Origin of the sequence: Nonomuraea zeae (assembly GCF_005889725.1) — a bacterium.
GTDB lineage: Bacteria > Actinomycetota > Actinomycetes > Streptosporangiales > Streptosporangiaceae > Nonomuraea > Nonomuraea zeae.
Map to the genome: position 1 here is coordinate 1 of NZ_VCKX01000179.1, position 25,567 is coordinate 25,567.

Below are 25,567 nucleotides of genomic sequence, written 5' to 3' on the forward strand. Positions count from 1 at the left end.
AGATGTGTATAAGAGAGAGGAGTACGACTGGTCGTCGGCCGAGATGACCCTCGGCGTCGAGCAGACCCGGCAGTTCGTCACGCTGTACGAGGCGTTGCGGGGGTTCGACGACCGGACGGTCCGGCTGTCGTGCCCCCGGCTGTGCTTCGCCGGGTCGGCCGACGAGATCGACTACGACGAGCGGTGGGGCGGGGTGCGGGTGAGCATCGGCGGCACGCTCGCGCGGCACCGGGCCGAGCTGGAGACGCTGGGCTGGGACGTGGCGGTGCTCGACGGGCTCGACCACATGAGCGCCATGCAGCCGGCGAACGTGCTGCCGATCCTGCGCCCCTGGCTGGAGAAGACCCTCCTCTAGGCGTCTCACGGCAGGGAGCGCATGCGGCCGATGACGGCGGTGGTCGAGCGGTCGGGCAGGTGGTCGAGCACCCGCAGCTCGCCCCCCAGCGAGCGCACCAGCGCCGCCTCTGCCGGCCGCGCGCCGCCGGCCAGCCACAGGGCGAACGCCGGCCATCGGGGGGCCGCCGCCAGCCGGTCAAGCGCACGACAAAGCGGCTGCTCCTTGAGCGAGTTAGGGACGGGCCCTTCCGGGTAGCCCGCGGCTGTGCACGACCCTTCGGGCCCAGGGGCGCCTTCGGACCTCGGGGCGTTCGCGGACGCCGCGACGGCGCTGGTCGGCGGCGTGCGGCGGATCGCCGTGCTGCGGGCCAACGCGCTGGGCGACTACCTGCTGGCCGTGCCGGCGCTGGAGGCGCTCAAGCGCGCCTACCCCGGCGCGCGGCTGACCCTGCTCGGCCGGCCGTGGCACGAGGAGTTCCTCACCGGGCGGCCGGGGCCGGTGGACGAGGTGGTGGCGCTGCCGCCGATCTCCGGGGTGTCCACGCTGGAGTCCGGGCACGCGGTGCCGGACGGGCTGTGTTCGCGGCTGCGGGAGCGCGGCTTCGACCTGGCGGTGCAGATCCACGGGGGCGGGCGCTTCTCCAACCCGTTCGTCCGGCGGCTGGGGGCGAGGGTGAGCGCGGGGCTGCGGGCGCCCGGCGCGGAGCGCCTGGACCGCTGGGTGCCCTACGGGGACCACCACCACGAGACCCTGCGCTTCCTGGAGGTCGCCGCCCTGGTCGGCGGGGTGCCCGGCGGGCTGGAGGCGCGGCTGGCGGTCACCGCGGCCGACCGCGCCGAGCTGGGCCGCACGCTGGGCCCGCCGCCGGCCGGGCTGGTGGCCGTGCACCCGGGCGCGACGGACCCGAGGCGGCGCTGGCCGGTGGAGCGCTTCGCCGAGGTGGCCGACCGGATCGGGCGCCCGGTGGCGGTCACCGGCACGCGGGCGGAGCTGGACCTGGTCATGGGCGTGGTCACCGCGATGCGCCGCCCGGCGTTCCCGGTCGTGGGGGCGCTCGGCATCTGCGGGCTGGCGGCGCTCTACGAGCGGTGCGACCTGGTGATCGCCAACGACACCGGCCCGCGCCACCTGGCCGCCGCCGTCGGCACGCCGACGGTCTCCGTGTACTGGTGCGGCAACCTGATCAACGCGGGCCCGCTCAGCAGGACCAGCCACCGGCCGCTCGTCTCCTGGGCCACGACCTGCCCGAGCTGCGGAGCCGGCCGCGTGGACCCGGGAGCCGAGCCCTGCTCGCACGACGGGTCATGGGTGCTCGACGTCTCGGCGGACCGGGTGACGGAGCAGGCGGAGGACCTGCTCTCCTAAAGTGACGGGGGCAGGGTCGCATAGCGGAGCCCGCCGCGGGCGTCTCAGAGGGTGATGTCCAACCCTTGGAGGTGAACGTGGACCCCGCGGATGAGCAACGGTTCCGCGAGTTCGTCGCCGAGCGATCGCCCGCCCTCATGCGGCTCGGGTTCCTGCTCACCGGTGGTGACCAGCACACGGCCGAAGACCTGGTGCAGACCGCGCTGGCGAAGCTGGCGGCCAGGTGGCGCCGGGTGGAGGCGCCGGAGGCGTACGTCAGGCAGATCATGTACCGGCAGCAGATCAGCTGGTGGCGGACGAGCGTGCGGCGCGGGGAGGTGGTGCAGGCGAGCCCGCCCGAGCTGGCCGGACGCGACGCGCACCACCAGAGCGAGCTGCGCATGGTGCTGCGCTCGGCCCTGGCCCGGCTCACGGCCCGCCAGCGCGCGGTGCTGGTGCTGAGATATTTCGAGGATCTGCCCGAGCAGGAGGTCGCCCGGGTGCTGGGCTGCTCCGTCGGGACGGTCAGAAGCACGGCGCACCGGTCGCTGGCCCGGCTGCGCGATCTCGCCCCCGATCTGGCACAGGCACTGGAGGTGGCCACGTGACCCGAATGCTGCGCGACACGATGGAGGACTGGGCCGACGAGGCCAGGGTGCCGCACGATCTGGCCGACCGGGCGCTACGGAGGCGCTCCTGGGCGCCGGCGGGTGCGGCGGTGCTGGTGGTGGCGATGATCGCGGCGGTGGCCGTGTTCGTCACCGGACAGCGTGAGCCGGCGCCCGTCGTGCGGCCCGCCGCCGGCGTCACGCTGCCGGCCCGGCCGTCGCCCGCGCCGTCCGACGTTCGGGCCGACACGGAGAACAGCCCGCCGGCCAAGCTGATCGCCGCCGGGGGGATGGCCATGTCGGCGTACTACACGACCGGGCGGGAGGCGATCGGGGAGGACCAGGTGCGGGTCCGGCGGACCTGGTTCCTGTACGACCCGCGCACCGACGGCTACGAGCGGACCCCGTACGCGTGGGTGGACGTCGCCCCGGGCCTGCAGGTCGCGGCCGTGCTCGAAGGCGACCTGCTCAGCAGGCGGCTGGGCGTGCTCGACCTGAACACCCGCCAGATGCTGACCTGGATCGAGCTGGAGCACCCGGTGGCGTCCGTCGCCTGGTCCCCGGACGGCACCAGGATCCTGGCCACCGCCTACTCCAGCTATCCGGACATCCTGGTGGGCAAGGGCGACCAGGCGGGGCCGAGCATGGCAGGCAGCCCGCGCACCGGCTACTACCTCATCGACGTGCCGGGGGGCACGGCCGACTACCACGAGCTGCCGCCGCTGCCCGGCCACCTGAGCGACGAGCCGATCACCAACGGGAACGGCCGCCAGGACCTCGGCTGGAGCCTGGACGGCAAGCTGATCTGGGGCCCCACGTCCACCCGGCCCGACCGGGTCTTCTACACCCTCGACGGCGAGCGGCAGGAGGCCCCCGAGGGGCAGCGGTACGTGGGCTACTCGCGGATCTCGGCCACCTCGCCCGACGGCCGGCTGGTCCTCGGCCCGGACGGGCTGCCGACGGAGATCACGGAGGCCGCGACGGGCAAGGTCGCCGGCCGCCAGCAGGTGCTGCAACTGCACGCCTGGGCGGACGACGACAACGTCATCGCGCTCGGCTGCGCGGGCGAGTGCGACGACGAGTTCAACAACGGCCTGGTGCTGGTGAGCGTGGACGGCAGCAGGACCACCCAGCTCACGCGCAACCGCGACAGCGACCGCGAAGGGGCGTGGCGCGGGGTGCTGACCCCCAGATAGTACGTTTCTCCCCATGTCGACCCATGAGCGGGAGATCACCGAGCCCGTCGACCTCTGCCTGCCCGACGGCCGGCTCAATCCTGCGGCGATCGGATGGACCCGGCGCCCGCTGCATCGCGCGAACCTGCGCGGCTGGGGCCGGGCCAAGCGCTGGGAGTACTGGGGGATCGTCACCCCGTCCCACGTGATCGGCCTGGTGGCGTCGTCGCTGGACTACGCCGGCGTGCACGGCCTCTACGTGCTCGACCGCGCCACCGGTGCCGAGATCAGCGAGGACGCCGTGGTGCCGCTGGCCCGCGGGGCCGCCTTCCCGCCGCGCAGCGGCGAGGGGACGGCCCGCGTGGCGGGCGGCGGCGTGCGCATCGCCATCGAGCAGGCTCCGGGCGGCACCACGCTGCGGGCGGTGGCCCGGGGGGTGGCGCTGGACCTGGAGGTGCCGCTGCCCGAGGGGCACGAGTCCCTCGGGGTGGTGGTCCCGTGGGGGCCGCGCCGCTTCCAGTACACGGTCAAGGACGTCGGCCGTCCCGTACACGGCCGGCTCACGCTCGGCACGACCGTGCACGAGGTGGGCGAGGACGCCTTCGCGGTGCTCGACCACGGCCGCGGCAAGTGGCCCTACTCCGTCACCTGGAACTGGGCCGCGGGCAGCGGTCCTGGGCGGTCGATCCAGCTCGGCGGCAAATGGACCGACGGCACCGGGATGACGGAGAACGCCCTGTTCGTGGACGGGCGGCTGCACAAGATCGGGGCGGAGCTGGAGTGGGTCTACGACCGCTCGGACTGGCTGCGGCCGTGGCGCGTCATCGGGGATCGGGTGCAGGCCGAGTTCACGCCGTTCCACGAGAAGGTGTCGCGTACGGAGCTGGGGCTGGTCGGCTCGGAGACACATCAGTGCTTCGGCCACTTCGGCGGCAGGGCGCAGGCCGACGACGGGACCTGGGTGGAGCTCGACGGCCTGACCGGCTGGGCGGAGGAGGCCCGCAACCGCTGGTGACCGCCTAATTAGACCAATCGTTCTCGATTGTGCTAGCTTGCGGGCGTGGCAAGGACCAAGGAGTTCGATCCGGAGACCGCGTTGCAGGCCGCCCTGGAGCTGTTCTGGGAGCGCGGTTACGAGGCGACCTCGATGGCGGACCTCGTCGAGCGCCTGGGCATCGCCCGGGCGAGCATCTACGGGACCTTCGGCGGCAAGCGCGAGCTCTATCTGAAGGCCCTGGAGCGCTACCTGGAGCAGCACGACGTGGTCGAGCCGCTGTCCCAGCCGGGCCCCGCGCTGCCCGCGCTGCGCGCCTTCCTCGACTCCTACGTGGCCGAATGCCTGGCCGACGAGCTGCGGCGGGGCTGCATGGTGGTCAACACGGCCGTCGAGTTCGGCGCGAGCGACCCGGTCGTCTCGCGCCGGGTGGTGGCGAGCTGGGCCGGGCTGGAGACGGCGCTCGCCTCGACGCTCGTCAGGGCGCGCGCCCAGGGGGAGATCCCGGCGGAGAAGGATCCCCACGCGCTGGCCAGGTTCCTGCTGGTGCTGCTGCAGGGGCTCCGGGTGCTCGGCAGGGCCGACCCCGATCCGCGCCGGTTGCGTGACGCGGTCGATCAGGCGATGACGGCCGTCCAAATATGAGAACGATTGGTATGGAATTATGACAGTGCGTTTTGCGGAGAAGGTCGCGCTCGTCACGGGCGCGAGCGGGGTCGTGGGGCGCGCGGCGGCGCTCGCGTACGCGAAGGAGGGCGCGGCGGTGCTCGTCGCCGGGCGCGACGCCGCCAGGCTCGCGGAGGTCGTGCAGCTGATCGAGGCGGACGGCGGCCGGGCGAGCGCGTACGCCGTGGACGTGACCAGGTCGGCGGAGGTCGCCGCCATGGTCGAGGCCGCCGTCTCGCGCTTCGGCGGGCTCGACGTGGCGTTCAACGCGGCCGGGATCTTCGGCCGGGTCGCGCCGCTGGCCGACTACGACGAGGACGTCTGGGACGACGTGCTCGCGGTCAACCTCAAGGGCATGTTCCTGTCGATGAAGCACGAGATCGCCCACATGCGGGCGCAGGGCGGCGGCGTCATCGTCAACGTGGCCTCCAACCTCGGCGCGCACTGGCGGCTGCCCGGCGCGGGCGCCTACGTCGCGTCGAAGGCCGGAGTGAGCTTCCTGACCCGCACCGCGGCCCGCGAGTACATCGCGGAAGGGGTGCGCATCAACGCCATCAGCCCGGGTCCCGTCGACTCGCCCATGTCGATGCGCCCCGGCGAGAGCCCGGCGGACCGGGACGAGCGCATGAAGGACGCGCTGCCGATCGGCCGGGTCGCCACGCCGGAAGAGATCGCCGCCGCGGCGCTGTGGCTGTCGTCGCCGGAGTCAGCCTTCGTCGTGGGGCAGGACCACGTGATCGACGGCGGGGCCACCGCCTGACCGGTGCTCCGCGATCCCGCCGGTCACGACGTCTGGAACTCCGCGGCGTTCTCCTTTGTCGCCACCTTGACCGGCACCGCCACCGTCTTCTCGACCGTCTCGCCCTTGGCGAGCTTGACGGCCGCGTTCACCGCCTCCTGGCCCAGCAGGCGGGGCTGCTGGGCCACGGTCGCGGCCATCGTCCCGGCCCGCACCGCCTTGATCCCGTCGGGTGTCCCGTCGAAGCCGATCACCTTGACCTGTGCTCCCGCCTTCGACCCGAGCGCCTTGATCGCGCCCAGCGCCATCTCGTCGTTCTCCGCGAAGACGCCGGTCACGCCGGGATGCGACTGGATCAGGTTCGTCATCACGTCCAGGCCCTTGGTGCGGTCGAAGTCGGCCGGCTGCCTGGCCACGACCTTGATGCCGGGGTAGGCCGCGATGCCCTCGGCGAAGCCCTGGCCGCGGTCGCGGGAGGCGGAGGTGCCGGGCGTGCCCTGGAGCACGACCACGTTGCCCCGCTCGCCGATCTGCTTGGCCAGCTCCTGCGCGCCGAGCTTGCCGCCGGCCACGTTGTCGGAGGCCACGGTCTGCGCGACCTCGGCCCCGTTGACGCCCCGGTCGGCGGCGACCACCGGGATGTTCACCCGGTCGGCGGCCTTGACCGCCGGAGTCGCGGCGTCGGAGTCGACCGGGTTGATGATGATCGCCTTCATGCTCTGGCTGGTGAAGTTCTGGACCTGGTTGACCTGCTGGGAGGCGTCGTTCTGGGCGTCGGTGACGGTCAGCGTGGCCCCGAGCTGCTTCGCCTGGGCCTGCGCGCCGTCGCGGAGCTGGACGAAGTACGGGTTGTTCAGCGTGGAGACCGACATGCCGATCTTGATGTCCTCCGTGCCGGAGGATCCGCCCCCGGACGAGCCGCAGGCGGTCAGGCAGAGCGCGGTCATGACTAGCGCGGGAATCCGCATGGTGAGTCTCCTTCTAACTTGTGCCCCTGCGCCGCAGGGTGTCCACGAGCACCGCGAGCGCGATGACCACGCCGATCACGACCTGCTGCCAGAACGCCGAGACCGACAGCAGGTTCAGGCCGTTGCGCAGGACGGCCAGGATGAGCGCGCCGACGAACGTGCCCAGCGCCCGGCCCTTGCCGCCGGACAGGCTCGCCCCGCCGATCACCACGGCCGCGATCGCGTCGAGCTCGTAGCCGGCCGCCGCCTGCGGCTGCGCCGAGGCCAGGCGGCTGGCCAGCACGATCCCGGCCACCGCCGCGAAGCCGCCGGACAGCGCGTACGTGACGAGCTGCTGCCGGTCCACCTTGATGCCCGACAGCCGCGCGGCCTCGGCGTTGCCGCCGATGGCGTACATGGCGCGGCCGGGGTAGGTCCGGTTGAGAATCACGGCCGCGATCACGCCCATGATCACCATGACGATGACCGGGATCGGCAGGTAGGAGCCGATGGTGTCGCCGAGGTGGGAGACCGCCTCCGGCATCGCGATCGGGCTGCCCTGCGAGATGACCAGGGCCAGACCCCGGGCGATGCCGAGCATGGCCAGCGTGGCGATGAACGGCGGCAGCTTCCCGTACGCGATGAGGGCGGCGTTGACCAGCCCGCACGCGACGCCGACGGCCAGCGCGATCACCGTGGCCAGCGGCCACGGCAGCCCGGCGGTGGTCGCGGTCCAGGCCAGGGTGATCGCGGACAGCGCCGCGACGGAGCCGACGGACAGGTCGATGCCGCCCGTCACGATCACGAACGTCGCCCCGAAGGCCAGGATCGCGGTGACGGCGGCCTGGACGCCCACGTTGAGCAGGTTCGTCACGCTGAGGAAGTCGGACGACAGCAGGGACAGCGCCACGACCAGCACGACGAGCGCCGCCAGCGCGCCGTTCTCGGCGAACCAGATGGCCGCCGGCGACCGGCGGGCGAGCGTCTTACCGGGCACGAGATCCCTCCACCTCCGTGACGGCCAGCGCCATCACGTCGTCCTGCGTGGCCTCGGCCGCGCGCAGCTCGCCGACGAGCCGCCCCCGCGCCATGACCAGGATCCGATCGCTCATCCCGAGCACCTCCGGCAGATCGCTGGAGATCATCAGCACCGCGTGCCCGGACTCGGTGAGCGCGTTGATGAGCTGGTAGATCTCGACCTTGGCCCCGACGTCGATGCCCCGGGTCGGCTCGTCGAGGATGAGCACGTGCGCGTCGGCGACCAGCCACTTGCCGATGACGACCTTCTGCTGGTTGCCGCCGGAGAGCGTGCGCACCTCCTGGTCCAGCCCCGTCATCCGGATGCCGAGCTGTTCGGCCACCCGCGCGGCGGCCGTGCGCAGCCTGGCGCGGTCCACGAAGCCCGCCCGGGTGGCGTCGCGCATGGTGACCAGGCCGAGGTTCTCGCCGATCCCCGCGCCCAGCACCAGGCCCTGGCCCTTGCGGTCCTCGGGCACCAGGCCCAGCCCGGCCTCCATCGCGGCGTGCACGTCGCCGGACGGCAGCCGCTCGCCGCGTACGAGGACCTCGCCCGAGTCGTAGCGGTCGGCGCCGAACACCGCCCGCGCCACCTCCGTGCGGCCCGCCCCCACGAGCCCGGCCACGCCGACCACCTCGCCCGCGCGCACCTCGAACGACACGTCGTCGAAGGCGCCCCTGCGGGTCAGCCCGGACACCTGGAGCAGCGGCTCGCCCCTGGCGGATGGCCGGCGCGGGTACTGCTGGTCGATGGGCCGGCCGACCATGAGGCCGACCAGCTCGTCCTGGCGGGTGTTCGCCGGCACCTCGGCCACGGACCTGCCGTCGCGCAGCACGGTCACCCGGTCGCCGATCTCGGCGATCTCCTCCAGGTGGTGGGTGATGAAGGCGATCGCCACGCCTTCGTCGCGCAACTGCCGCACGATCGCGAACAGCTTGGCGACCTCGCTCGTGGTGAGCACGGCGGTGGGCTCGTCCATGATCAGCACGCGGGCGTCCAGCGCCAGCGCCTTGGCGATCTCCACCATCTGCATGCGCGCGATGCCCAGCCTGCCGACCAGGGTGCGCGGGTGCGTGTTCACGCCGACCCGGTCGAGCAGCCGCCGGGCGTCCTGTTCCATGCGCCGGACGTCCACGAGGCCGAACCTGCGCGGCGGGCGGCCGAGCGCCAGGTTCTCCGCGACCGTGAGCTGCGGGACCAGGTTGAACTCCTGGTAGATGGTCGCGATGCCGAGCCGCTGGGCGTCGCCCGCCGTACGGAGGTCCACGGGGTGGCCGTCCACGAGGACCCGGCCGCCGTCGGGGCGGTACGCCCCGGAGAGGATCTTGATGAGCGTGCTCTTGCCGGCGCCGTTCTCGCCCAGCAGGACGTGCACCTCGCCGGTGCGCAGACTCAGGTCCACGCCGTCGAGCGCGACCACGCCGGGGAACACCTTGCGCAGTCCCTCGGCCTTGAGTAGCTCCTCGCTCACATGGAGATGATTATCCGTTACCCAGGGTGATGAATCATGAACTGAGAGTTCTGGTCATCTGCCCGGAGCGGCAGGACGGTCCGCGCCCGAGGGGGGTTCGGGCGCGGACCGTGCCGGATCACTTGCTGATGCGCACCGCGTCCGCGATGACCAGGCCGGTGCCGGAGGTCCACCGGCTGATGCCGACGGCGTTGTAGGTGCCGGCGTTCAGCGAGAAGGTGCCCAGGCTGTGCCAGGCTCCTCCGCCGGCGCGTTGGTCGACGAAGACGGTCTGGTTGCCGCTCGACGTCGCCACGATGTACGGCGCCGAGCTGTTGTATCCGGGATCATCCGGATACCAGACCTCGACCTGGTAGGTGCCCGCGCTCGGGATCGTGGCCGAGTACCACGCCGGGTCGCTGGCGGCGACCGGGTCGGCGAAGCGGTAGTCGGCGCCGTAGCGCTGGGTTGAGTAGGTCGATGTGCCCCAGTTCGCGCTGGCGGTGAACTGGCCCGAGGTCGCGTTGTCGATGGTCGTCGTCCAGGACGGGGTGCCGCCGCCACCGGTCACGTAGTTCATGTACGTGGTCCAGTTCCAGTGCGAGCCCGGGTCGGTGTGGGTCGCGCCGGGCACCTCGTTGTGGCCGATGATGCCGGTCCGGGTCTTGGGGATGCCGTACTTGTCGCAGAGCGCGCGGGTCAGCGCGGCGGAGGCCCGGTACATCGCGTCGGTGAACCACGAGGCGTCGGCGACGTAGCCCTCGTGCTCGATGCCGATGGAGCGGTTGTTGTAGGTGGAGTTGCCGGCGTGCCAGGCGACGTCCTTGTCCCGCACCATCTGGGTGATGGCGCCGTTGGAGGACTTGACCACGTAGTGGGCCGAGACCTGCGCGCTCGGGTTCTGGAACCAGGAGATGGTGCCCGCGTACGAGCCCTGGGTGACGTGGATGACCACCCGGTCGATGTTGTAGCTCGTCTCGCGGCTGGAGACGCGGTAATTGCTGGTGCTGGCGGCCACCCAGGCGGCCGGCGGATAGTCGGGGCTGGCCACGGCGGCCTGCGCGTTCAGGTCGCGCGTCTTGGCGTACTCGCCGCGGTCGGCGGTGACCTCCTGCGGCTTGACCTGCACGCCGCGGGTGTCGATGCCGAGGCCGAGCTGCTCATAGACGGCGTCGGCGTAGAGGCGGGCGGTCTCGGGGGAGGAGGCGTTGCCGTACTTGGCCACGGCCTCGTACCAGCGGCCGGGGTCCTTCCTGGCCGTCTCGTCGAGGCCGAGCGCGTCGGCGTGGGCGCGCAGCACGGCCGCGCCGCCGAGGACGTTGGCCTCGTCGTCGGAGCGGAGCTGCGCGACCGGGAGCTTGGTGAGCTCGGCGGCCTTCTCGAGCGAGTGGTTGGTGGGGTTGCTGACCAGGTGCATCAGGCCGTAGCCGCCGCTGGCGCTGGGCTCGCCGTTGTGCCCGTCGAGGTGGGTCTCGGCGTAGGCGAGTGCGACGAGCAGGTCGCGGGGGACGTCGCTGGCGGCGGCGGCCTTGGCGAAGGCCGCGGGCAGTGGGGCGTCCTTGGCCACAGCCAGAGCGGGCTGGCCTGCGGAGATGAGGAGGACGGCGAGGATCGAGGTGGCGAGGGCGGCTAATCGCGTGCGGGCGAGAGTCATGGGTGCTCCTCGTTGGTGGTAACGGCTGCACCGTATTTCAACCTCTGACAAATGTCGATAATTGACATTACTGATGAGTTAAGTGAAACTTTTCGCCCGCTCCTGGAGCCCTCGGCTCGGGGCCGAGAGCGGGCCCGAGATCGGGCCCGAGATTGGGCCCCACCGAAGTTGTGAAAACTATTGCGCTTTGATTCGATCGCACTGAAACTTCCTTTCGTGACCGCGCTCCTGCGTACCGTCCTGGCGGCGCTCACCGCCGTAATCGTCAGCATCGTGGCCCTCGACCCCGCCTCGGCGGCGGCCTGCGCGACCGACCCCGCCACGCCCAAGCGCCAGCTCAGGGCCATGTGGATCTCCTCGGTCGCCAACATCGACTGGCCGAGCCGCACCGGGCTCAGCGTGTCGGCGCAGCAGGCCGAGTTCCGCGCCTGGCTCGACCTCGCCGTGGCCAAGCGCATGAACGCCGTCATGGTGCAGATCCGGCCCACGGCCGACGCGTTCTGGCCCTCGTCGTACGAGCCGTGGTCGCAGTGGCTGACCGGCACCCAGGGCGGCAACCCCGGGTACGACCCGCTGGCGTTCATGGTCAGCGAGGCCCACGCGCGCAACCTGGAGTTCCACGCCTGGTTCAACCCGTACCGGATCGCCAACCACGACGACCCGAGCCAGCTCGTCTCCACGCACCCCGCGCGGAAGAACCCCGGCTGGCGCTTCGCCTACGGCGGGAAGCTCTACTACAACCCGGGCATCCCGGAGGTCCGCGACTTCATCGAGGACGCGATCATGGACGCCGTCTCGCGTTACGACGTGGACGGCGTGCACCTGGACGACTACTTCTACCCCTATCCGGTCAGCGGCCAGGCCATCCCGGACTCCGCCGCGTACGCACAGTACGGCGGCTCCTTCGCCAACGTCGCCGACTGGCGGCGCAACAACGTCAACCTGCTCGTACGCGAGCTCGACCAGCGCATCCACGCGGCCAAGGCGCACGTGTCGTTCGGGATCAGCCCGTTCGGCATCTGGCGCAACTCCGGCACCGACCCGCTCGGCTCGCGCACCTCGGGGCTGCAGTCGTACGACGCGATCTACGCCGACAGCCGGCAGTGGGTGAAGCAGGGCTGGGTCGACTACCTCGCGCCGCAGATCTACTGGCACATCGGCTTCTCCACCGCGGCCTACGAGGTGCTCACCGCCTGGTGGTCCGACGTGGCGCGGGACACCGGCGTGCAGCTCGTCGTCGGCCAGGCCGCCTACCGGGCCGGCGCGTCCGGGCAGGAGGCCGCCTGGCAGGACCCGGCCGAGCTCAGCGACCACCTGACCGACAACAGGCAGCATCCCGAGGTGGTCGGCGACGTCTTCTTCAGCGCCAAGGACGTCAAGGCCGACCGGATCGGCGCGATCACCCGGCTGGTGAACGCCCACTACGCCAAGCCCGCGCTGCTGCCGGCCCGCGGCTCGGCGAGCGCCCCGGCCGCGCCCTCGATCACCTCGGCCACCCGCGGCTCGAACGGCGTCCAGCTCGCCTGGACCGGTTCGGGCACGTCGTACGCGGTCTACCGGGTGGACGGCGCGCCGGCCACCGCCGACCCCTGCTTCTTCGCCGACGCCCGCAACCTGATCAGGACGACCAGGCAGACCACGTTCACGGACACCTCCGCCGGCACCGGGACGTACACCTACTACGTGACCGCGCTCAACCGGACGCACCAGGAGAGCGCGCCGAGCGCGGGCAAGCAGGCCGGCTCCGGCGGCGGGGCGTTCAGTGTGGTGATCGACAACGCCGACGCCGGCTTCACCGCCAGCGGCGGCTGGGGCACCTCCAGCTTCTCCGGGCAGCTGCACGGCACCGACTACCGCTTCGCGGACCCGGTCGCCGCCAGCGACCCGGCCTGGTACCAGGCGGCGATCCCGAGCGCGGGCAGCTATCGGGTGGAGGTCTGGCATCCGGCCGACGCCGGGTACAACAGCGCGACGCCCTACATCGTGGTCACGTCGAGCGGCAACCAGACGGTCACCGTGGACCAGCGCTCCGGCGGCGGGCAGTGGCGGGTGCTGGGGACGTACGCGCTGGCCGCGGGGACGCACAACGTGGTCGGCGTGAGCCGCTGGACCTCGGCGACCGGCTACGTCATCGCCGACGCGGTCCGCGTCACGAAGGTCTGACGCCCGGCCGGCGGAGGCTGGGCAGGCCGGGCGGGTGATCGTACGATGAGTCGGTGGACGCTGTCCGTCCGCGACCGCTCGACGCGGTCGCGGTCCTGGTCGCGGGGGGTTTGACGCTGGCGACCGGCTATCCGGTCCCGGTCCTGGCGATGCTGCTGGCGGCGGCGGTGTCCCTGCTCTGGATGCGCAGAGCCCCGCTCACCGTCGCCTGGATCAGCGCCGGCGCGGCGATCGCGCCCCTCGTGCTGCACGTGCTCGCCCCCGGCGCCGCGCCGCTCAGCACCGAGGCGCTCGTCTGGCCGCCCACCTGCGCCTTCGCCGTCTACTGCGCGATGGCGTTCGCGACCGGCCGCCATCGCGGGGCGCCGCAGTGGCTGCCGGTGGTCACCCTCGCGCTGGCCGGGCTGTCTCTCGCCGACTGGCCGCCGCTGGTCCTGCGCACGGAGGCGGCGATCGCGCTCGCCGCCCTGTACGGGATGTACATGGCGGCCAGGCAGCGCCTGCGCGGGGAGCTGGCCGAACGAGCCGACCGGGTCGAGCGCGAGAGGCTGGCGGGCGAGCTGCACGACGTGGTCACCCATCGCGTGAGCCGGATGGTGCTCCAGGCCGGCGTGCTGGCCCTGACGTCGGCCGACGAGCGGGCCAGAGCGGCGGCCGAGGAGTTACGCGCCACGGGGTGCGAGGCGCTGGAGGAGCTGCGGCACATGGTGGTGCTGCTGCGGCGCGGCACCGGGGAGGGGTTCGGCCTCGGGCTGCCGCTGCCCGACCTGCGCCCGCTGGTCACCGAGTCGGCCTGCGCCGGGGTGCCGGTGGAGCTGGTCGTGGACGGGCTGCCCGAGCAGGTCTCGGGCCTGGTGGGGCGTACCGCGTACCTGGTGGTGCAGGAGGCGCTGGCCAACGTCCGCAAGCACGCGCCCGGGGCGGACGTGCGGGTGCGGGTGCGTTACGTCCACGGCTCCGTACGCGTCAGCGTCCGCAACGGCCCCGGCCTGCCGGAGGCCTGGGTCACCGTCACCGACCCCGGGATGGACCTGCTGGATCTGCGGCAGCGGGTGGAGGTCGCGGGCGGCACGCTGGCGTCGGGGACGGAGCCGGACGGCGGCTTCCACGTCGAGGCGACCTTCCCCACCGGCTGACCCTTTCCCACCGGCTGACCCTCCTCACCGGCTGCTTCCCCACCGGCTGGCCCTTCCGGCCGGTTGCCCGGTGGGCGGGGTCGCGAGGGGTCAGCGCCAGTCGTCGCCCAGCAGGCGTTCGAGCTCGGCGCTCGCCGCGGCCGGGTCGTAGCCGGGCAGGGCCTCGCGCATCAGGTCGTGGGTCTGGCGCTCGGCGTCCGCGCACGCCGCCCCCACCGCCGCGAGCGTCTCCTCCGCCAGCTTGTGGCTGCCCAGGCGCAGGGCACGGGGACCGTACGCGACGTCGAGGACGCGGCCGTTCGGGTCGACGGTCGCCCTGACCTGGCCGTCCGCCGCCTCGCCGGTGCCGACGATCTTGTCCAGCTCCTCCTGGGCCGTGTCCAGCCAGGCCAGCATCCGCTCGCCCTGGTAGGCGGCCTCGTCGAGATCCTGGTCTCTGATGTTGGCCGGGTCGATCTGCGGGCCGTACACGCTTGCCTCCAGACTAGAGAAGATCGCGGGCCGCCTGCTCGACCCGTTCGCGGACGAAAGTCTCGTCGAGCGGCTCCGGCAGGGCGGGGGTCCTGCTGTTGACCTCGTCGGCGATCTCCTGGGCCTGGCGCCCGGCGTCGTCCTGCGCCGCCCGCAGCACCGCCGTCACCGTCGCGCCGAGTGCCGCCTCGCTGAGCCGCAGTGCTCGCGGGTCGATGCGCAGGCTGGTCGGAGCGCCCTGGCCGCCGGCGGACGCCTCGACCATCCCGTCAGCGCTCCTCGCCCAGCCCTCCACCTGCTGGATGGCCGAGCGCGCCGCCTGCAGGCCGCGCATGATCTGGCGGCTCTGAGCGATGTACTGGGCCAGGAACTCGGCGTCGTCCTCCGGCGCAGGTGACCGCATGTCGACCTCCGAAGACTTGGGAGCGGGCCGGAGCCCGCCAAGTGTAGACACACCCCAACGCGATCTTGACAGTGAGAGGTACGTCTCATGAACAGAAAGAGTTGCGTGGGTCATGATATGTCCATATATGGTTCGTGGGCATGACGGGACTTGAGATCGCGTCGGGAGCGGTGGGGCGCGAGGGGTCCCATGTCAGCACCCACGGGGCGGACTACGAAGCCGCGATCCAGTGGCTCAGGCAACGGGGAAACGGCGCCGCCTCCTGGGGAGATGACGGGCTGTTCGGCGGGATCACCGCCGCGTACTCCGAATGCATCCAGATCGGGCTCAACGCGCTCACCGGGGTCTCGGGAGAGATCGACGGCACGGGCGAGGGCATGGTCGCCGTCGCCAGGACCACCAGCGACGCGGAAGCCGCCAACGCCGAGTCCATAGGCCAGACATGGGCGTGATGCTCCCGCCCGAGCTGAGCGGGTTCATGGGGATGATCGGCATGCCGTGGCCGAACATCGACGAGGATCAGATCAGGAAGGACGCCGCCGCCTGGCGCGTCGTACAGGCCGGCTCGGAGCCGGCCGGCGCGGAGGCCGACGCGTCCGTCCGCAGGACGCAGGCGGTCTATCGCGGCGAGTCCGCCACGGCCCTGGCCGGCCAGTGGAACAAGCTCGGGGGAGAAGGCGGCCACATCACCGAGGCCGCCGCGGCTTCGCGGCTGGCGCCCGTGGCGCTCGAAGGCACGGCCGGTGTGGTCAGCGCGGTGAAGGTCGCCGTGGGCATGCAGGCGGCGTCCGGGCTGACCGCCGTCGTGCAGGCGGTGGCGTTCGGCGGCGCGGTGGGCGTGACGGCGGCCACGGCCCGCATGTACATGACCCGTCACGCCATGGGCAAGGTGCTGCGCGAGGGCGGCGAGGGCACCGGCAAGGTGCTGGCGCCCGCGCTGGCCCGGCGGGTGACCGACCCGATGCGCCGCATCCTGGGCAACCTGCGCCGCCCCGGGGGCCCCGGCAGCCCGGCACTGGCCGGCGCGGGCGGGCGCGGCATCCCCATGAGGCCCGCAGGCGTGCGGGCGTCGTCCGGCCCGCGTTCCGTCCAGGACGGCATGGCCAAGATGGGCCGCAGGAACAACAGATCGAACAGTGGAAACAGCGGCGGGCGCGGCGGCGGGCGCAGGTCGGGCAGCAGAGACCAGACCGGCAAATTCCACGGTGAGATCCCGCAGAGCACCAGGAACATGACGGCGGAGGAGAAGGCGAAGCTCAAGAAGGACCTGGAGGAGAGCATCAAGACAAGGAAGAAGGAGGAGGAGCGACTCGGCTACGAAGCCGGTCACGCGGAGAGAATCAATCGGGAACAGTCCGCCCTGAGACGGCTCTTCGGAAGAGGGGGAAGCTGATGCAGACGGAAACAGGCGACGACCTGATCGAGCGCATCCGCACGCATTCAGCCGAGGACGGCGTCGTGGGCCCGGCGGCCAACGATCTGCTGGACGAGTTGTTCAAGGGCTACCCCGTCGAGAACCTCACCAGGCTTCTCCACAGCGACGACGAGGTGGTCGTGCGGACGGGGGCCTGGGTGCTGTCGGAGTTGGGCGAGCTCGCCGCCCCGCTGATGGACGAGGTCCCGGCCCTCCTCGCCAGCCCGATCCGCAACGTACGGTACTTCGCGATCGAAGTCGTGCTGGCGAGCGCCGACGAGCAGCATGGGCCCGCCATCGCCCAGGTACTGAACCTGAGCGCGGACCCCGACGGCGCGCTCCGCTGGAAGGTGCTCAACTTCCTGGCCGAGGCCACGGTCGAGCAGATGCAGGCAGGGGCGGCAGGTCTGAACCCCGGCCAGGTCAGAGAGCTGGCCGAGTGGCTGGTCCTCCAGGAGACCGGGGAGCCCGACCCGGCCGGCGTCACCGTCCGGCTCGAAGTAGGCGATCCGGTGACCCGGCTGTTCGCCGCGGCGGCCGCCGCGTGGCTGTCCGACGAGGACCTGAGCCTCCTGGAGCGTGCCGCCACTGTGGAGGACGAGGAGATCCGCTCGTTCGCCCAGGAGCGGCTGACGGAGCTGCGCGAGGACGGAACCGCTTAGTCCCGCCGTCGAGCCGGTCAGCCTTGTTAGGCCGGTCAGCCGGGCGCCGGTCGCGGCGGTCTCCTCGCGCGGACCGGCTAGGAGCGGGCCTTGCGCCACTCCGGGCTGTCGAGGAAGTGGTTGTCGTAGAGCTCCTGGGACTCCAGCAGCTCTTCCAGCGTGGCCTCGCCCGCCTTCAGCCGGGCCAGCAGCCGGAAATACTCGAAGCGCTCCACCCCGGGCGTGATCACGATCAGCAGGTCGGCCTCGTGGCCGGGGGCGGCGGCGAAGGCGTGGGCGACGTCGGGCGGCACCACGGCCACGTCACCCTGCTCCAGCGTCAGCACCTCCTCCCCGGCCAGCACCTGCACGGTGCCGTCGAGCACGTAGAACATCTCGGAGGCGGTGGTGTGGGTGTGCGGGACCGCGCCGTCGGCGCCCTCGCCGAGGGTGATGCGCATGGTGCTCAGCGCGCCGCCGGTGGCGCTGGCGTCCAGCAGCATCCGGCCCGTGCTCGGCGGGCCGCCGATGACCTCCGCGTCCACGGAACGGATGACGGCGGTACGGGGGTTGATGATCGACACGTTCGGTACCTCTTCTTTCGGACGTTGCTGGGGGCGTTCGTTTTTCAGGCGTTGTCCCGGTCGCTGCTCCGGGCGGCGCCGCGGAGTGCGGTGTCGGCCAGGCGCTCGGCATAGGCCCGGTCCACGGGCAGGCCGGTGATGAGCACGCGGTAGTACAGGGCGCCGGCGAGCTGGTCGAACAGGGCCTCGACGTCGAGGTCGGCGCGTAGCTCGCCGCGCTCGACGGCCCGTTCCAGCAGGGCGCGGGCCAAGGTGTTGCGGCGGGCGTACAGGTCGCGTTCGAGCTCGCCGACGTCGGGGTGGCGGGCGGCGGCGGCGACCAGCTCGGCCACCGTGCCCGCGGACGGGTCGTCGTGGGTACGCCCGGCGGCACGCATGCGGTTGAGCCCGGCGGCGATCTTCTCCAGGTAGTCGGGCAGGTCGCGGCGGATGTCGCCGGTGTCGGTGATCTCGTCCCCGGCCTGCAGCCTGGCCACGACGGCCACGGCGAGGTGGTCCTTGGTGGGCCAGCGGCGGTAGAGCGTGGTCTTGGCGATCCCGGCCCGCTCGGCCACCTCGTCGGTGGACAGGCCCGCGTAGCCGCGCGCCAGCAGCAGCTCGGTGGCCGCCTTGAGCACGCTCTCGTCCACCTCGGCCCGGCGTGGCCGCCCGCGCCTGCCGCTCTCGGTCATCCCGCAGCCTCCCTTTTCCGCTACCTGAGTAGCGAAATTGACGCTACACCTACTTACCTCAATTACGCAACCCAGGTTTCGTAAATCGGCGGGCGCGACCACGGTGTGATCCGGGGGTCATCCCTGCGGACGAAGCGAAACGTCCCGTGGAAGGATGCCGGGCACCACCCTCGAAGACGATGGTGGAGGCATGAACCGACTTGCCTGGACGGCCGCCTTACTCGCCGCGGTCGTCCTGCTCGCCTCGTGCGGCGCGTCGAGCACCGCCGCACCTGTCGGACACGCGGGACACGCCGCCGCGTCCACCACGCCGGCGGCGGCCCCGCTGCGCACCGGCGAACGGTTCGTCAACCTCAAGATGGCGCAGCCATACACGCCGGGGCCGCCCAACGGCGGCACGGACGACTACCGGTGCTTCCTCGTCGACCCCAAGCTGGCGAGCGCGGTGTCCCTGACCGGCGCGCAGTTCCAGCCGCAGAACACCGGTATCGTCCACCACGCGATCTTCTTCAGGGTCGCCCCCGAGCAGGCCGCCGAGGCGCAGGCCCTCGACGACCGCACCCCCGGCCAGGGCTGGACGTGCTTCGGTGACGGCGGCGTGGAGCGAGCGGCGTGGGTGGCGCACTGGGCGCCCGGGACCAACGAAGCGCTCCTCGACCCCGCCTACGGCTACCCGCTCCCGCCGGGCAGCCGGTTGATCATGCAGGTGCACTACAACCTGCTGGGTGCGGAAGACGGCAAACCGGGCACCGACCAGTCCGGCATCCGCCTGCGCGTCACGGACCGGCCGGTGAAGGAACTGCGGACCGCGCTCTTCCCCGCGCCGATCGAGCTCCCCTGCACGCCGCAGGAGTCGGGCCCCCTGTGCGACCGGGCCGCCGCGGTGGCGGACGTCGGCCGCCGGTTCGGCGAGGACATCACGGGACAGGTGGCGGAGCTCGCCCAGCGGTGCGGCCCGCTCGAACCCGGGCCGACCCAGCACTGTGACATGCCCATCGAGTTCAAGGCCAAGCTGCACGCCATGGCCGGGCACATGCACCTCCTCGGCCGTTCGATCAAGGTCGAGCTCAACCCCGGCACCTCGAAGGCGAAGACCCTCCTCGACGTGCCGGACTACAACTTCGACGACCAGTCGCTGCGGCTGCTGCCGTCGCCGGTCTCGCTCAAGCGCGGCGACTCGTTGCGGGTGACGTGCACGCATGACGCGACCCTGCGCGCCAAGCTGCCGCAACTGCGCGACCTGCCGCCGCGTTACGTGGTGTGGGGCGACGGGACCAGCGACGAGATGTGCCTGGGGATCGCGATCCTGTCTGCCGCGTAGGTCTGTGTGGAGGCGTGCCCTGCTTGAGGCGGCGAGCAGGGGAAGTCGAAGCGCTCTGCCGCCCCCCGCTGCCGGGACTCCTCCGGCAGCGGGGATATCCAGTCGGTGGCCGTCCTCACCAGGTGACAGGAATGCGGCCCCGCCTTGCGTAGAGTGCTCGTACGATTACGGAGTGCGCTAACAGTCATGCGGACAGGGGATCACCGAACTGTGTTGCGCCAAAGCGACGACGGCATCATATGAGCATCATATGATGCCGGTATGAGCAAGAGTCGTAAGCGCGCCGTCACCGTAACGGTGGACGCTGACCTGCTGGATTACGCGGAGAGCCGCGCAGACAACCTGTCGGCGTACGTCAACGAAGCCCTCGCCGAACGGGTCCATCGCGAACGCCGCATCCGCGCCCTCTGGCAGGCGAAGGTAGCAGAAGGCCAGGCAGACCCGGCCGTTACGGCGCGGGTGGCCAGGATGATCGCTCACGTGGAGAGCCAGCGCGACCAGTGAGCTCTCACACCCCCACCCCCTACATCATCGACACGGGCGTCCTCATCGAGATCGCCCGCGGCGACCTCGGGCTCATCACGCTCATGCAGACGTACGACTCCCGCGACCAGCCGCTCGTGGTGCCCACGCTGGCGCTCGTCGGCGCCTCTTTGGACGTGCGCAGCGACGAGGCTGACGACCTGCTGGCCGGGCTGGACCTGCTCGACGCCGTCACCATCGCGCCGCTGTCCGGCCCCGAGCAGGCGGCCAGTCTGGCCGATGTCATCGCCCGCACCGGGCTCGGCCCTTGGGACGCGCACGTCGCCGCAGTGGCGGACGCGTCTGTCTGCCCGATCCTCACCCTCGACCGAGGGCCTTGGGAGGGGGTGTCCCGAGCGCTGGACGAGCCGCTGCACTTCATGGTGATAGCCGACCCCGACGAATAAGCCGCGCGGATCTGGCTGGACACGCCTGACCGCGTCGTCGGTCCGTCTGCGCCAGCGCCTTACGAGCCGTAGATGACCGACAGGAAGCGCACCAGCACCGCCTCCCTGCTCGCCGCCGGCAGCGCGTCCAGCACCGCGTTGACCACCGCCATCTCCGGCTGGCCCGCCCCCGGGCGCAGGTCCACCCCCACCGAGGCGGCCAGTTCCGCGAAGGCCGCGTCGTCCAGCGACTCCAGGTCCAGCTCCGCCACCAGCTCCACCAGCCCGTCCGGCAGGACCACCGGGCCGCGGGCCCTGGCGGACTCGGCCGACTCGGCGATCACCTTGAGCATGGCGTCCACCCCGGTCAGCGTCACCCCGGTGACCGTGATGTGCAGGTTGGCCGGGATGCCGGCGTAGGAGAGCTGCGGCTGCAGGAACCAGCCGCGCGCCCTGGCCTCGTCCGCCAGCACGAACACGTCGATCCCCGTCCCCGCGAACGCCACCAGCGACGACTCCGGCGTCCCCAGCACGCGCAGGCCGGGGATGGCCCCGATGCCCTCGCGCAGCTTGGCGGTCGCCTCCAGCGTGGCGCGGCCGAGCTCCACGTAGCCCTCCCGGCCCAGCGCCTGGAGGGTGGCCCACGCCCCGCCCAGCGGGCCCGCCGACCGGGAGCTCTGCACGGTCGCGTTGATGATCGTGTAGCCGGGCCACCCGGCCGAGGCGAAGTACGCCTTGCGCCGCATCGCGGGATCGGCGAAGAGCACGACCGAGGCGCCCTTGGGGGCGTACCCGAACTTGTGCAGGTCGCAGGAGATCGACGTGACGCCCGGCACCGACAGGTCGAACGGCGGGATCTCCGCCCCCGCCGCCCGCAGCCAGGGCAGCAGCCAGCCGCCCACGCACGCGTCCACGTGGAACGGGACGCCCGCCGCCGACGCCACGGCGGCGATCTCCTCGATCGGGTCGATCACGCCCTGGGGATAGGACGGTGCCGAGGCGACCACCAGGATGGTGTCCTCGCCGACGGCCGCCGCCACGTCCCGTGCCCGCACCCGGTACGTCTCCAGGTCCACGGGCACGGCGACGACCTCGATGCCGAGGTAGTGGGCGGCCTTGTGGAAGGCGGGGTGGGCGGTGACCGGGAGGACCAGGTTCGGGCGGGTCCGGGAGGAGGCGTCGCGGGCGGCCTTCACCGCCAGCATGATCGACTCGGTGCCGCCGCTGGTGAAGATGCCGTGGCCGCCCCCGAGCTGGTCCGCGACCGCGCCGACGACCTGCCGCTCCATCTCGACCACGCTGGGGAACGCCGTCGGGTCGAGGCAGTTGACCTCCAGCATCTCCAGGTAGGCGGCGGTCGCGGCGTCGTTGACCTCGGCCCGGCCGGTGTCGTAGACGTACGCGGTCACCTGGCCCCCGCGCACGGGCAGGTCGTGTGCCTTGAGCCGGGCGACCTCGGCCAGCAGGTCCTCGGTGGTCCTTCCGGTCGGGGGGAGGTTCACGCGGTCTCCTTCGAGAGTCGGCCGTACCAGAGGATGAACGGCAGGCTGATGAGCATGAGCAGGGCGGGCAGCGCGGTGAACCCGAGCAGCAGCCCGGCGAGCGCGCCGGGCGGCTGCGAGACCGGCGACTCGGCCGAGGCGGCGGTGAACCCTGACCCGGCCAGCACCAGCGCGAACAGCCCGGGGCCGAGCGCCAGCCCGGCGGTCTCTCCCGCCGTCCACAGCCCGGTGAACGCCCCCGCCTGCGCGTGCCCGGTACGCGCGGCGTCGGCGTGCACGGTGTCGGGCAGCAGCGACAGAGGCAGCAGCTGCAACGCCGCGTAGCAGACCCCGGCCAGCGCGGTCAGCGCCAGCGTGGCCGCCAGGCCGCCCGCGGCGATGGCCGGGACCAGTGCGACCGCGACCGCGCAGAAGCCGACGGAGGCCACCAGGTAGCAGCGCACGGTCCCGTACGCGCGGGCCAGCCGGGCCCACGCCGGCACGGCCAGCATGCTCGGCCCGACCAGGCAGACGAACATCACCGAGGTCAGCCCGTAGTCACCCAGCCGGTACGAGGCCACGTACGGCGCCCCGGCCAGCATCACGGCCACCGCCAGCGCCTGGATCACGAACGCGGCCAGCAGCGCGAAGAACGGCACGTTGCCCCTGGCGAGGCGGAACGCGGCCACCGGCCCGAGCGGCGTGGGCCCGGGGGCCGACGGCACCCAGCGCGTCGCGACCGTCGCGGCGATCAGGGCCACCGCCATCACCGCGCCGATCACGACGCCCATGACGGCGTAGCCGGGCCGGCCGCCGCCCGCGAGATCGACGACGGCGGGGGCCAGGCCGCCCGCCACGAGGATGCCGACGGTCAGGCACACCACCCGCCACGACATGATCCTCGTCCGCTCGGCCTGGCTGCCGGACATCTCGGCGGGCAGGGCCACGTACGGCACCTGGAAGCAGGCGAACGCGCTGGCCGCCAGCAGGAACGCGGCCCCGGCCCAGAGCACCCCTGGCACGTCCCCCGGCACCGCGAACATCAGCGCGAACGCCACCGGCAACGCGACCGACCCGATCGCCAGCAGGCGCGTCCTGCGGCCCGTGCGCACGGCCTCGCGGTCGCTGGCGGCCCCGATGAGGGGGTTGAGCAGCACGTCCCAGATCTTGGGGGCGACGAGCACGGCCCCCGCGACGGCGGCGGGGACGCCGAGCATGTCGGTCAGGTAGTAGAGGAGGAGCAGGCCGGGGACCGCGGAGAAGACGCCGGTGCCGATCGAGCCGACGCCGTAGCCCAGCAGCCGGTCGCGCCCGAGCGCTAAGCCCGGCTGGGTGGCGGTCATCGGGGGTCGCCGGGGAGGCCGAGCGTGCGGTGCAGGGTCAGGTGCAGGTGGGCGCGGAAGCGGCGCAGCGCCGCCCGGTCACCGGCGCCCCGGCGGCGGCCCTCGTCGTCCAGCACGCCGCCCTTGGCGAACCCGTGCACCGACCAGATGACCGTCCACATCGCGTATTCGAGGTCCACCCGCTCGTCGATCAGCCCGTTCGCGACCGCCGGGCCCAGCGCGCCGGTAACGGCGGCGAGCAGCGGCTTGACGTACTGGCGTTCCAGCTCGGTGATGTCGCTGGCGTCGGAGAGCCAGCGGTGCATCCACAGGGCGGGCACCTCGGGGTTGTCCACGCAGAAGTCGAGGTAGTCGTCCACCAGGCGGTGGATGGCCGCGGCCGGGTCGTCGCCGGGCAGGCGGCCGAGCGCCAGGTCGAGTGCCGCCTTCTCGGCCTGGTGCGCGCGCTCCATGACGGCGAGGTAGAGCTCCCGCTTGCCGCCCACGTGGTAGTTGACGGTGGCGATGTTCAGCCCGGCGGCCTCGGCGATCTGGCGCGTGGAGGTGCCGTCGTAGCCGAGCGCCGCGAACAGCTGCGTCGCGACCTTGAGGATCAGGGTGACCTGTCCGCTGTCCGCAGGTGTCATGGGACAGAAGGTAGTTCGGCCACCCTGTCTCGGTCAATCGCTTGATGGAGAGAATCAGTCCGGCGCCCAGTACTTCTCCATGATCTTGTCCAGGTGCCGGACGACCGGCTGCCACGAGGCGGGAAGCTGGTAGCGGCTGGCCCGGTGCCGGTTGTAGGCGAGCGTGTACTTGATGAAGTCCGCCCCCTGCGGCCGCGCCTCCGAGCGGCCGATCCTCAGCTTCTTGAGGTACGCCCGCAGCGTCCGCCGCTCCTTGGCGGTGAGGCACTTGTCTATGGTCGGCCCGGTACGCCGGCTCAGCCGGACGCAGTTGTTCGCGTAGACGATCACCCGGTCGTTCAGCCCCGCGAAGCCGCCCTCCTTGCGGAAGTCGACCAGCACCCTCTTCTGCGCGCTCTCGGCCTGCGCCGCCGGCATGGAGGCGGTCAGGGCCAGCAGGAGCATCGGCAGGAGCGCGATTCGCCAAATCCTCATGACCCTTGGACGTACCGGAGCCCGGAACGGCTCACCTGAGTGCGGCCTCGGGTCGAGCGCCGTCAGGTGCCGAACGGCCGCAGGACGAGGGAGGCGGCCGCCTGCATCCGCCTGGCCTCGGCCTCCACCAGGGCCTGACCCTCATCGGTGATCCGGAAATAGCGTCTGTTGCGGCCGTTGACCATCTCTTCGCGGTCCACGGCGATCACGCCGCGCTCGTTCAGGCGCTCCAGGATGCCGTAGAGGGTGCCGACCGAGGGCTGGACCCGGCCATCCGACAGCTCCTTGATCGATTTGCTGATCGCGTGTCCGTGCAGCGGGCCCGCGCGCAGCGCGGTGAGCACGAAGTACATCGGCTCGCTGACTTCTGACGTTCCCCTGGGCATGGGGCCGACAGTATTCCGTTCAACGGAGCGTCTGCAACGCCCGGCCGGCCGCCGGGCGTTGCGTTCGCCTCGCTACCTGCAGCGATCGCCGTTCAGGTGGAAGACCTCGGGAGCCGGGTTGGGCCCCGAGACGTTCGCGCCGTTGAAGCCGAACGTCACCGACCTGCCCGGTCTGATCTTGGCGTTCCAGCCGAGGCTCGTCGCCGTCACCGTCGAGCCGGACTGCGTCAGCGTCGCGCCCCAGGCGTCGCGGACGCGCTGGCCGCTCAGGAAGGACCAGCGCAGGCTCCAGCCGTCCACCGTCTCCTTGCCGGTGTTCTCGATCACGACCTGGCCGTTGAACCCGCCGGGCCACGAGCCGTGCGCGGTGTAGCGGACCCGGCAGTCCGAGCGCCCGCTCTTGTCGGCCAGGAACGACGAGACCCAGGCCAGCGGGGAGTTCCAGTTGATGGTCAGCTCGTTCGTCGCCCACGACTCGATGTCGTCGATGTAGCAGAACTGCGGCTTGCAGCCCTGGAGCAGCCGCTGGGCGAGCGGGTCCTGGATGCCGGAGTTGGGGCCGCCGGCCAGCGTGCCGCTGGCTCTTATACACATCTGACGCTGCCTGCGCTAC

The 25,567-nt window shown here is 71.9% G+C and carries 28 protein-coding genes and 1 pseudogene; 15 read left to right on the forward strand and 14 right to left on the reverse strand.

Annotation, left to right across the window (positions count from 1 at the left end; translation table 11 throughout):
* The 7 genes and pseudogenes from ETD85_RS40420 to ETD85_RS40450 form a co-directional block, all read left to right on the forward strand.
* Positions 1-355: pseudogene (locus ETD85_RS40420) on the forward strand (alpha/beta hydrolase); the annotation flags it as partial.
* A gap of 246 nt (positions 356-601) precedes the next feature.
* A complete protein-coding gene (locus tag ETD85_RS40425; protein WP_206059164.1) occupies positions 602-1,702 on the forward strand; it encodes a glycosyltransferase family 9 protein in 1,101 nt (366 codons plus the stop codon).
* A 77-nt stretch (positions 1,703-1,779) separates the two neighbouring features.
* Positions 1,780-2,289, forward strand: a complete 510-nt coding sequence (locus ETD85_RS40430) for a SigE family RNA polymerase sigma factor (protein ID WP_138695120.1) — start codon at positions 1,780-1,782, stop codon at positions 2,287-2,289.
* Complete coding sequence (locus ETD85_RS40435) at positions 2,286-3,485, forward strand: hypothetical protein (protein ID WP_138695121.1); 1,200 nt, start codon at positions 2,286-2,288, stop codon at positions 3,483-3,485. Before ETD85_RS40430 ends, ETD85_RS40435 begins: the two co-directional genes overlap by 4 nt.
* A gap of 13 nt (positions 3,486-3,498) precedes the next feature.
* The gene (locus tag ETD85_RS40440; RefSeq protein ID WP_138695122.1) at positions 3,499-4,479 is read left to right on the forward strand and encodes a DUF2804 domain-containing protein; all 981 of its coding nucleotides are present in this window, start codon (positions 3,499-3,501) and stop codon (positions 4,477-4,479) included.
* Between the two features lie 45 nt (positions 4,480-4,524).
* The gene (locus ETD85_RS40445; protein ID WP_138695123.1) at positions 4,525-5,103 is read left to right on the forward strand and encodes a TetR/AcrR family transcriptional regulator; all 579 of its coding nucleotides are present in this window, start codon (positions 4,525-4,527) and stop codon (positions 5,101-5,103) included.
* 19 nt (positions 5,104-5,122) lie between these two features.
* Positions 5,123-5,884, forward strand: coding sequence for an SDR family NAD(P)-dependent oxidoreductase (locus ETD85_RS40450; protein WP_138695124.1), 762 nt, complete (start codon positions 5,123-5,125; stop codon positions 5,882-5,884).
* A 23-nt stretch (positions 5,885-5,907) separates the two neighbouring features.
* On the opposite strand, the gene ETD85_RS67340 is transcribed toward ETD85_RS40450, so the two are convergent.
* From ETD85_RS67340 to ETD85_RS40465, 4 genes are all read right to left on the reverse strand, one after another.
* Entirely contained in the window at positions 5,908-6,831 is a 924-nt protein-coding gene (locus tag ETD85_RS67340; protein WP_338087216.1) for a D-ribose ABC transporter substrate-binding protein, read from the reverse strand.
* A 13-nt stretch (positions 6,832-6,844) separates the two neighbouring features.
* Entirely contained in the window at positions 6,845-7,807 is a 963-nt protein-coding gene (locus ETD85_RS67345) for an ABC transporter permease (RefSeq protein WP_338087217.1), read from the reverse strand.
* Entirely contained in the window at positions 7,797-9,299 is a 1,503-nt protein-coding gene (locus tag ETD85_RS40460; protein ID WP_138695125.1) for a sugar ABC transporter ATP-binding protein, read from the reverse strand. The genes ETD85_RS67345 and ETD85_RS40460 overlap by 11 nt, the downstream gene beginning before the upstream one ends.
* 118 nt (positions 9,300-9,417) lie before the next feature.
* Positions 9,418-10,932 carry a golvesin C-terminal-like domain-containing protein gene (locus tag ETD85_RS40465; RefSeq protein WP_138695126.1) on the reverse strand — a complete coding sequence of 505 codons (1,515 nt, stop codon included), beginning with the start codon at positions 10,930-10,932 and terminating at the stop codon, positions 9,418-9,420.
* A 216-nt stretch (positions 10,933-11,148) separates the two neighbouring features.
* Between ETD85_RS40465 and ETD85_RS40470 the strand changes: the two genes are divergently transcribed.
* Together ETD85_RS40470 and ETD85_RS40475 are read left to right on the forward strand one after the other, a co-directional pair.
* On the forward strand, positions 11,149-13,095 hold the full coding sequence (locus ETD85_RS40470; protein ID WP_138695127.1) for a family 10 glycosylhydrolase: 1,947 nt from the start codon (positions 11,149-11,151) through the stop codon (positions 13,093-13,095).
* A gap of 53 nt (positions 13,096-13,148) precedes the next feature.
* The gene (locus ETD85_RS40475) at positions 13,149-14,231 is read left to right on the forward strand and encodes a sensor histidine kinase (protein WP_138695128.1); all 1,083 of its coding nucleotides are present in this window, start codon (positions 13,149-13,151) and stop codon (positions 14,229-14,231) included.
* Positions 14,232-14,321: 90 nt separating this feature from the next.
* Here the strand turns inward: ETD85_RS40475 and ETD85_RS40480 are convergent, their stop codons facing one another.
* Both ETD85_RS40480 and ETD85_RS40485 read right to left on the reverse strand, forming a co-directional pair.
* The gene (locus ETD85_RS40480; RefSeq protein ID WP_138695129.1) at positions 14,322-14,702 is read right to left on the reverse strand and encodes a YbaB/EbfC family nucleoid-associated protein; all 381 of its coding nucleotides are present in this window, start codon (positions 14,700-14,702) and stop codon (positions 14,322-14,324) included.
* Positions 14,703-14,715: 13 nt separating this feature from the next.
* Positions 14,716-15,105 carry a YbaB/EbfC family nucleoid-associated protein gene (locus ETD85_RS40485; protein ID WP_170247109.1) on the reverse strand — a complete coding sequence of 130 codons (390 nt, stop codon included), beginning with the start codon at positions 15,103-15,105 and terminating at the stop codon, positions 14,716-14,718.
* A gap of 140 nt (positions 15,106-15,245) precedes the next feature.
* Between ETD85_RS40485 and ETD85_RS40490 the strand changes: the two genes are divergently transcribed.
* From ETD85_RS40490 to ETD85_RS40500, 3 genes are read left to right on the forward strand one after another with little or no spacing between them, the layout of a single operon-like run.
* Complete coding sequence (locus ETD85_RS40490) at positions 15,246-15,557, forward strand: hypothetical protein (RefSeq protein ID WP_138695131.1); 312 nt, start codon at positions 15,246-15,248, stop codon at positions 15,555-15,557.
* Complete coding sequence (locus ETD85_RS40495) at positions 15,548-16,498, forward strand: WXG100-like domain-containing protein (RefSeq protein ID WP_138695132.1); 951 nt, start codon at positions 15,548-15,550, stop codon at positions 16,496-16,498. The genes ETD85_RS40490 and ETD85_RS40495 overlap by 10 nt, the downstream gene beginning before the upstream one ends.
* On the forward strand, positions 16,498-17,181 hold the full coding sequence (locus tag ETD85_RS40500; RefSeq protein WP_138695133.1) for a HEAT repeat domain-containing protein: 684 nt from the start codon (positions 16,498-16,500) through the stop codon (positions 17,179-17,181). Before ETD85_RS40495 ends, ETD85_RS40500 begins: the two co-directional genes overlap by 1 nt.
* Before the next feature lie 77 nt (positions 17,182-17,258).
* On the opposite strand, the gene ETD85_RS40505 is transcribed toward ETD85_RS40500, so the two are convergent.
* Together ETD85_RS40505 and ETD85_RS40510 are read right to left on the reverse strand one after the other, a co-directional pair.
* A complete protein-coding gene (locus ETD85_RS40505) occupies positions 17,259-17,744 on the reverse strand; it encodes a cupin domain-containing protein (protein WP_206059165.1) in 486 nt (161 codons plus the stop codon).
* A gap of 44 nt (positions 17,745-17,788) precedes the next feature.
* Complete coding sequence (locus ETD85_RS40510; protein WP_138695134.1) at positions 17,789-18,415, reverse strand: TetR/AcrR family transcriptional regulator; 627 nt, start codon at positions 18,413-18,415, stop codon at positions 17,789-17,791.
* A 190-nt stretch (positions 18,416-18,605) separates the two neighbouring features.
* Between ETD85_RS40510 and ETD85_RS40515 the strand changes: the two genes are divergently transcribed.
* The 3 genes from ETD85_RS40515 to ETD85_RS40525 all read left to right on the forward strand — a co-directional run bounded on the left by ETD85_RS40515 (position 18,606) and on the right by ETD85_RS40525 (position 20,665).
* On the forward strand, positions 18,606-19,736 hold the full coding sequence (locus tag ETD85_RS40515; RefSeq protein WP_138695135.1) for a monooxygenase: 1,131 nt from the start codon (positions 18,606-18,608) through the stop codon (positions 19,734-19,736).
* Positions 19,737-19,997: 261 nt separating this feature from the next.
* Positions 19,998-20,240 (forward strand): type II toxin-antitoxin system CcdA family antitoxin, encoded by a 243-nt coding sequence (locus ETD85_RS40520; protein WP_138695136.1) that lies wholly within the window; start codon positions 19,998-20,000, stop codon positions 20,238-20,240.
* The gene (locus ETD85_RS40525; RefSeq protein WP_170247110.1) at positions 20,237-20,665 is read left to right on the forward strand and encodes a PIN domain-containing protein; all 429 of its coding nucleotides are present in this window, start codon (positions 20,237-20,239) and stop codon (positions 20,663-20,665) included. Before ETD85_RS40520 ends, ETD85_RS40525 begins: the two co-directional genes overlap by 4 nt.
* Positions 20,666-20,724: 59 nt before the next feature.
* Here the strand turns inward: ETD85_RS40525 and ETD85_RS40530 are convergent, their stop codons facing one another.
* From ETD85_RS40530 to ETD85_RS40555, 6 genes are all read right to left on the reverse strand, one after another.
* Positions 20,725-22,146, reverse strand: a complete 1,422-nt coding sequence (locus tag ETD85_RS40530; protein ID WP_138695138.1) for a pyridoxal phosphate-dependent decarboxylase family protein — start codon at positions 22,144-22,146, stop codon at positions 20,725-20,727.
* Positions 22,143-23,468 carry an MFS transporter gene (locus ETD85_RS40535; protein WP_138695139.1) on the reverse strand — a complete coding sequence of 442 codons (1,326 nt, stop codon included), beginning with the start codon at positions 23,466-23,468 and terminating at the stop codon, positions 22,143-22,145. The genes ETD85_RS40530 and ETD85_RS40535 overlap by 4 nt, the downstream gene beginning before the upstream one ends.
* Complete coding sequence (locus ETD85_RS40540; protein ID WP_138695140.1) at positions 23,465-24,094, reverse strand: TetR/AcrR family transcriptional regulator; 630 nt, start codon at positions 24,092-24,094, stop codon at positions 23,465-23,467. Before ETD85_RS40540 ends, ETD85_RS40535 begins: the two co-directional genes overlap by 4 nt.
* 54 nt (positions 24,095-24,148) lie before the next feature.
* Positions 24,149-24,568: a hypothetical protein gene (locus ETD85_RS40545; protein ID WP_138695141.1), complete on the reverse strand. Its 420-nt coding sequence runs from the start codon at positions 24,566-24,568 to the stop codon at positions 24,149-24,151.
* A gap of 62 nt (positions 24,569-24,630) precedes the next feature.
* Positions 24,631-24,954: a PadR family transcriptional regulator gene (locus tag ETD85_RS40550; protein WP_138695142.1), complete on the reverse strand. Its 324-nt coding sequence runs from the start codon at positions 24,952-24,954 to the stop codon at positions 24,631-24,633.
* Positions 24,955-25,026: 72 nt separating this feature from the next.
* A complete protein-coding gene (locus ETD85_RS40555; protein WP_138695143.1) occupies positions 25,027-25,548 on the reverse strand; it encodes a cellulose-binding domain-containing protein in 522 nt (173 codons plus the stop codon).
* Positions 25,549-25,567: the final 19 nt, after the last annotated feature.

What these genes read in the sequence shown, in the direction of transcription:
- ETD85_RS40440 (WP_138695122.1), top strand. Translation starts at nt 3,499, where the DNA reads ATGTCGACCCATGAGCGGGAGATCACCGAGCCCGTCGACCTCTGCCTG.
- ETD85_RS40450 (WP_138695124.1), top strand. Translation starts at nt 5,123, where the DNA reads ATGACAGTGCGTTTTGCGGAGAAGGTCGCGCTCGTCACGGGCGCGAGC.
- ETD85_RS67340 (WP_338087216.1), bottom strand. Translation starts at nt 6,831, where the DNA reads ATGCGGATTCCCGCGCTAGTCATGACCGCGCTCTGCCTGACCGCCTGC.
- ETD85_RS40465 (WP_138695126.1), bottom strand. Translation starts at nt 10,932, where the DNA reads ATGACTCTCGCCCGCACGCGATTAGCCGCCCTCGCCACCTCGATCCTC.
- ETD85_RS40485 (WP_170247109.1), bottom strand. Translation starts at nt 15,105, where the DNA reads ATGCGGTCACCTGCGCCGGAGGACGACGCCGAGTTCCTGGCCCAGTAC.
- ETD85_RS40490 (WP_138695131.1), top strand. Translation starts at nt 15,246, where the DNA reads ATGACGGGACTTGAGATCGCGTCGGGAGCGGTGGGGCGCGAGGGGTCC.
- ETD85_RS40495 (WP_138695132.1), top strand. Translation starts at nt 15,548, where the DNA reads ATGGGCGTGATGCTCCCGCCCGAGCTGAGCGGGTTCATGGGGATGATC.
- ETD85_RS40500 (WP_138695133.1), top strand. Translation starts at nt 16,498, where the DNA reads ATGCAGACGGAAACAGGCGACGACCTGATCGAGCGCATCCGCACGCAT.
- ETD85_RS40510 (WP_138695134.1), bottom strand. Translation starts at nt 18,415, where the DNA reads ATGACCGAGAGCGGCAGGCGCGGGCGGCCACGCCGGGCCGAGGTGGAC.
- ETD85_RS40515 (WP_138695135.1), top strand. Translation starts at nt 18,606, where the DNA reads ATGAACCGACTTGCCTGGACGGCCGCCTTACTCGCCGCGGTCGTCCTG.
- ETD85_RS40520 (WP_138695136.1), top strand. Translation starts at nt 19,998, where the DNA reads ATGAGCAAGAGTCGTAAGCGCGCCGTCACCGTAACGGTGGACGCTGAC.
- ETD85_RS40535 (WP_138695139.1), bottom strand. Translation starts at nt 23,468, where the DNA reads ATGACCGCCACCCAGCCGGGCTTAGCGCTCGGGCGCGACCGGCTGCTG.
- ETD85_RS40540 (WP_138695140.1), bottom strand. Translation starts at nt 24,094, where the DNA reads ATGACACCTGCGGACAGCGGACAGGTCACCCTGATCCTCAAGGTCGCG.
- ETD85_RS40545 (WP_138695141.1), bottom strand. Translation starts at nt 24,568, where the DNA reads ATGAGGATTTGGCGAATCGCGCTCCTGCCGATGCTCCTGCTGGCCCTG.
- ETD85_RS40550 (WP_138695142.1), bottom strand. Translation starts at nt 24,954, where the DNA reads ATGCCCAGGGGAACGTCAGAAGTCAGCGAGCCGATGTACTTCGTGCTC.
- ETD85_RS40555 (WP_138695143.1), bottom strand. Translation starts at nt 25,548, where the DNA reads ATGTGTATAAGAGCCAGCGGCACGCTGGCCGGCGGCCCCAACTCCGGC.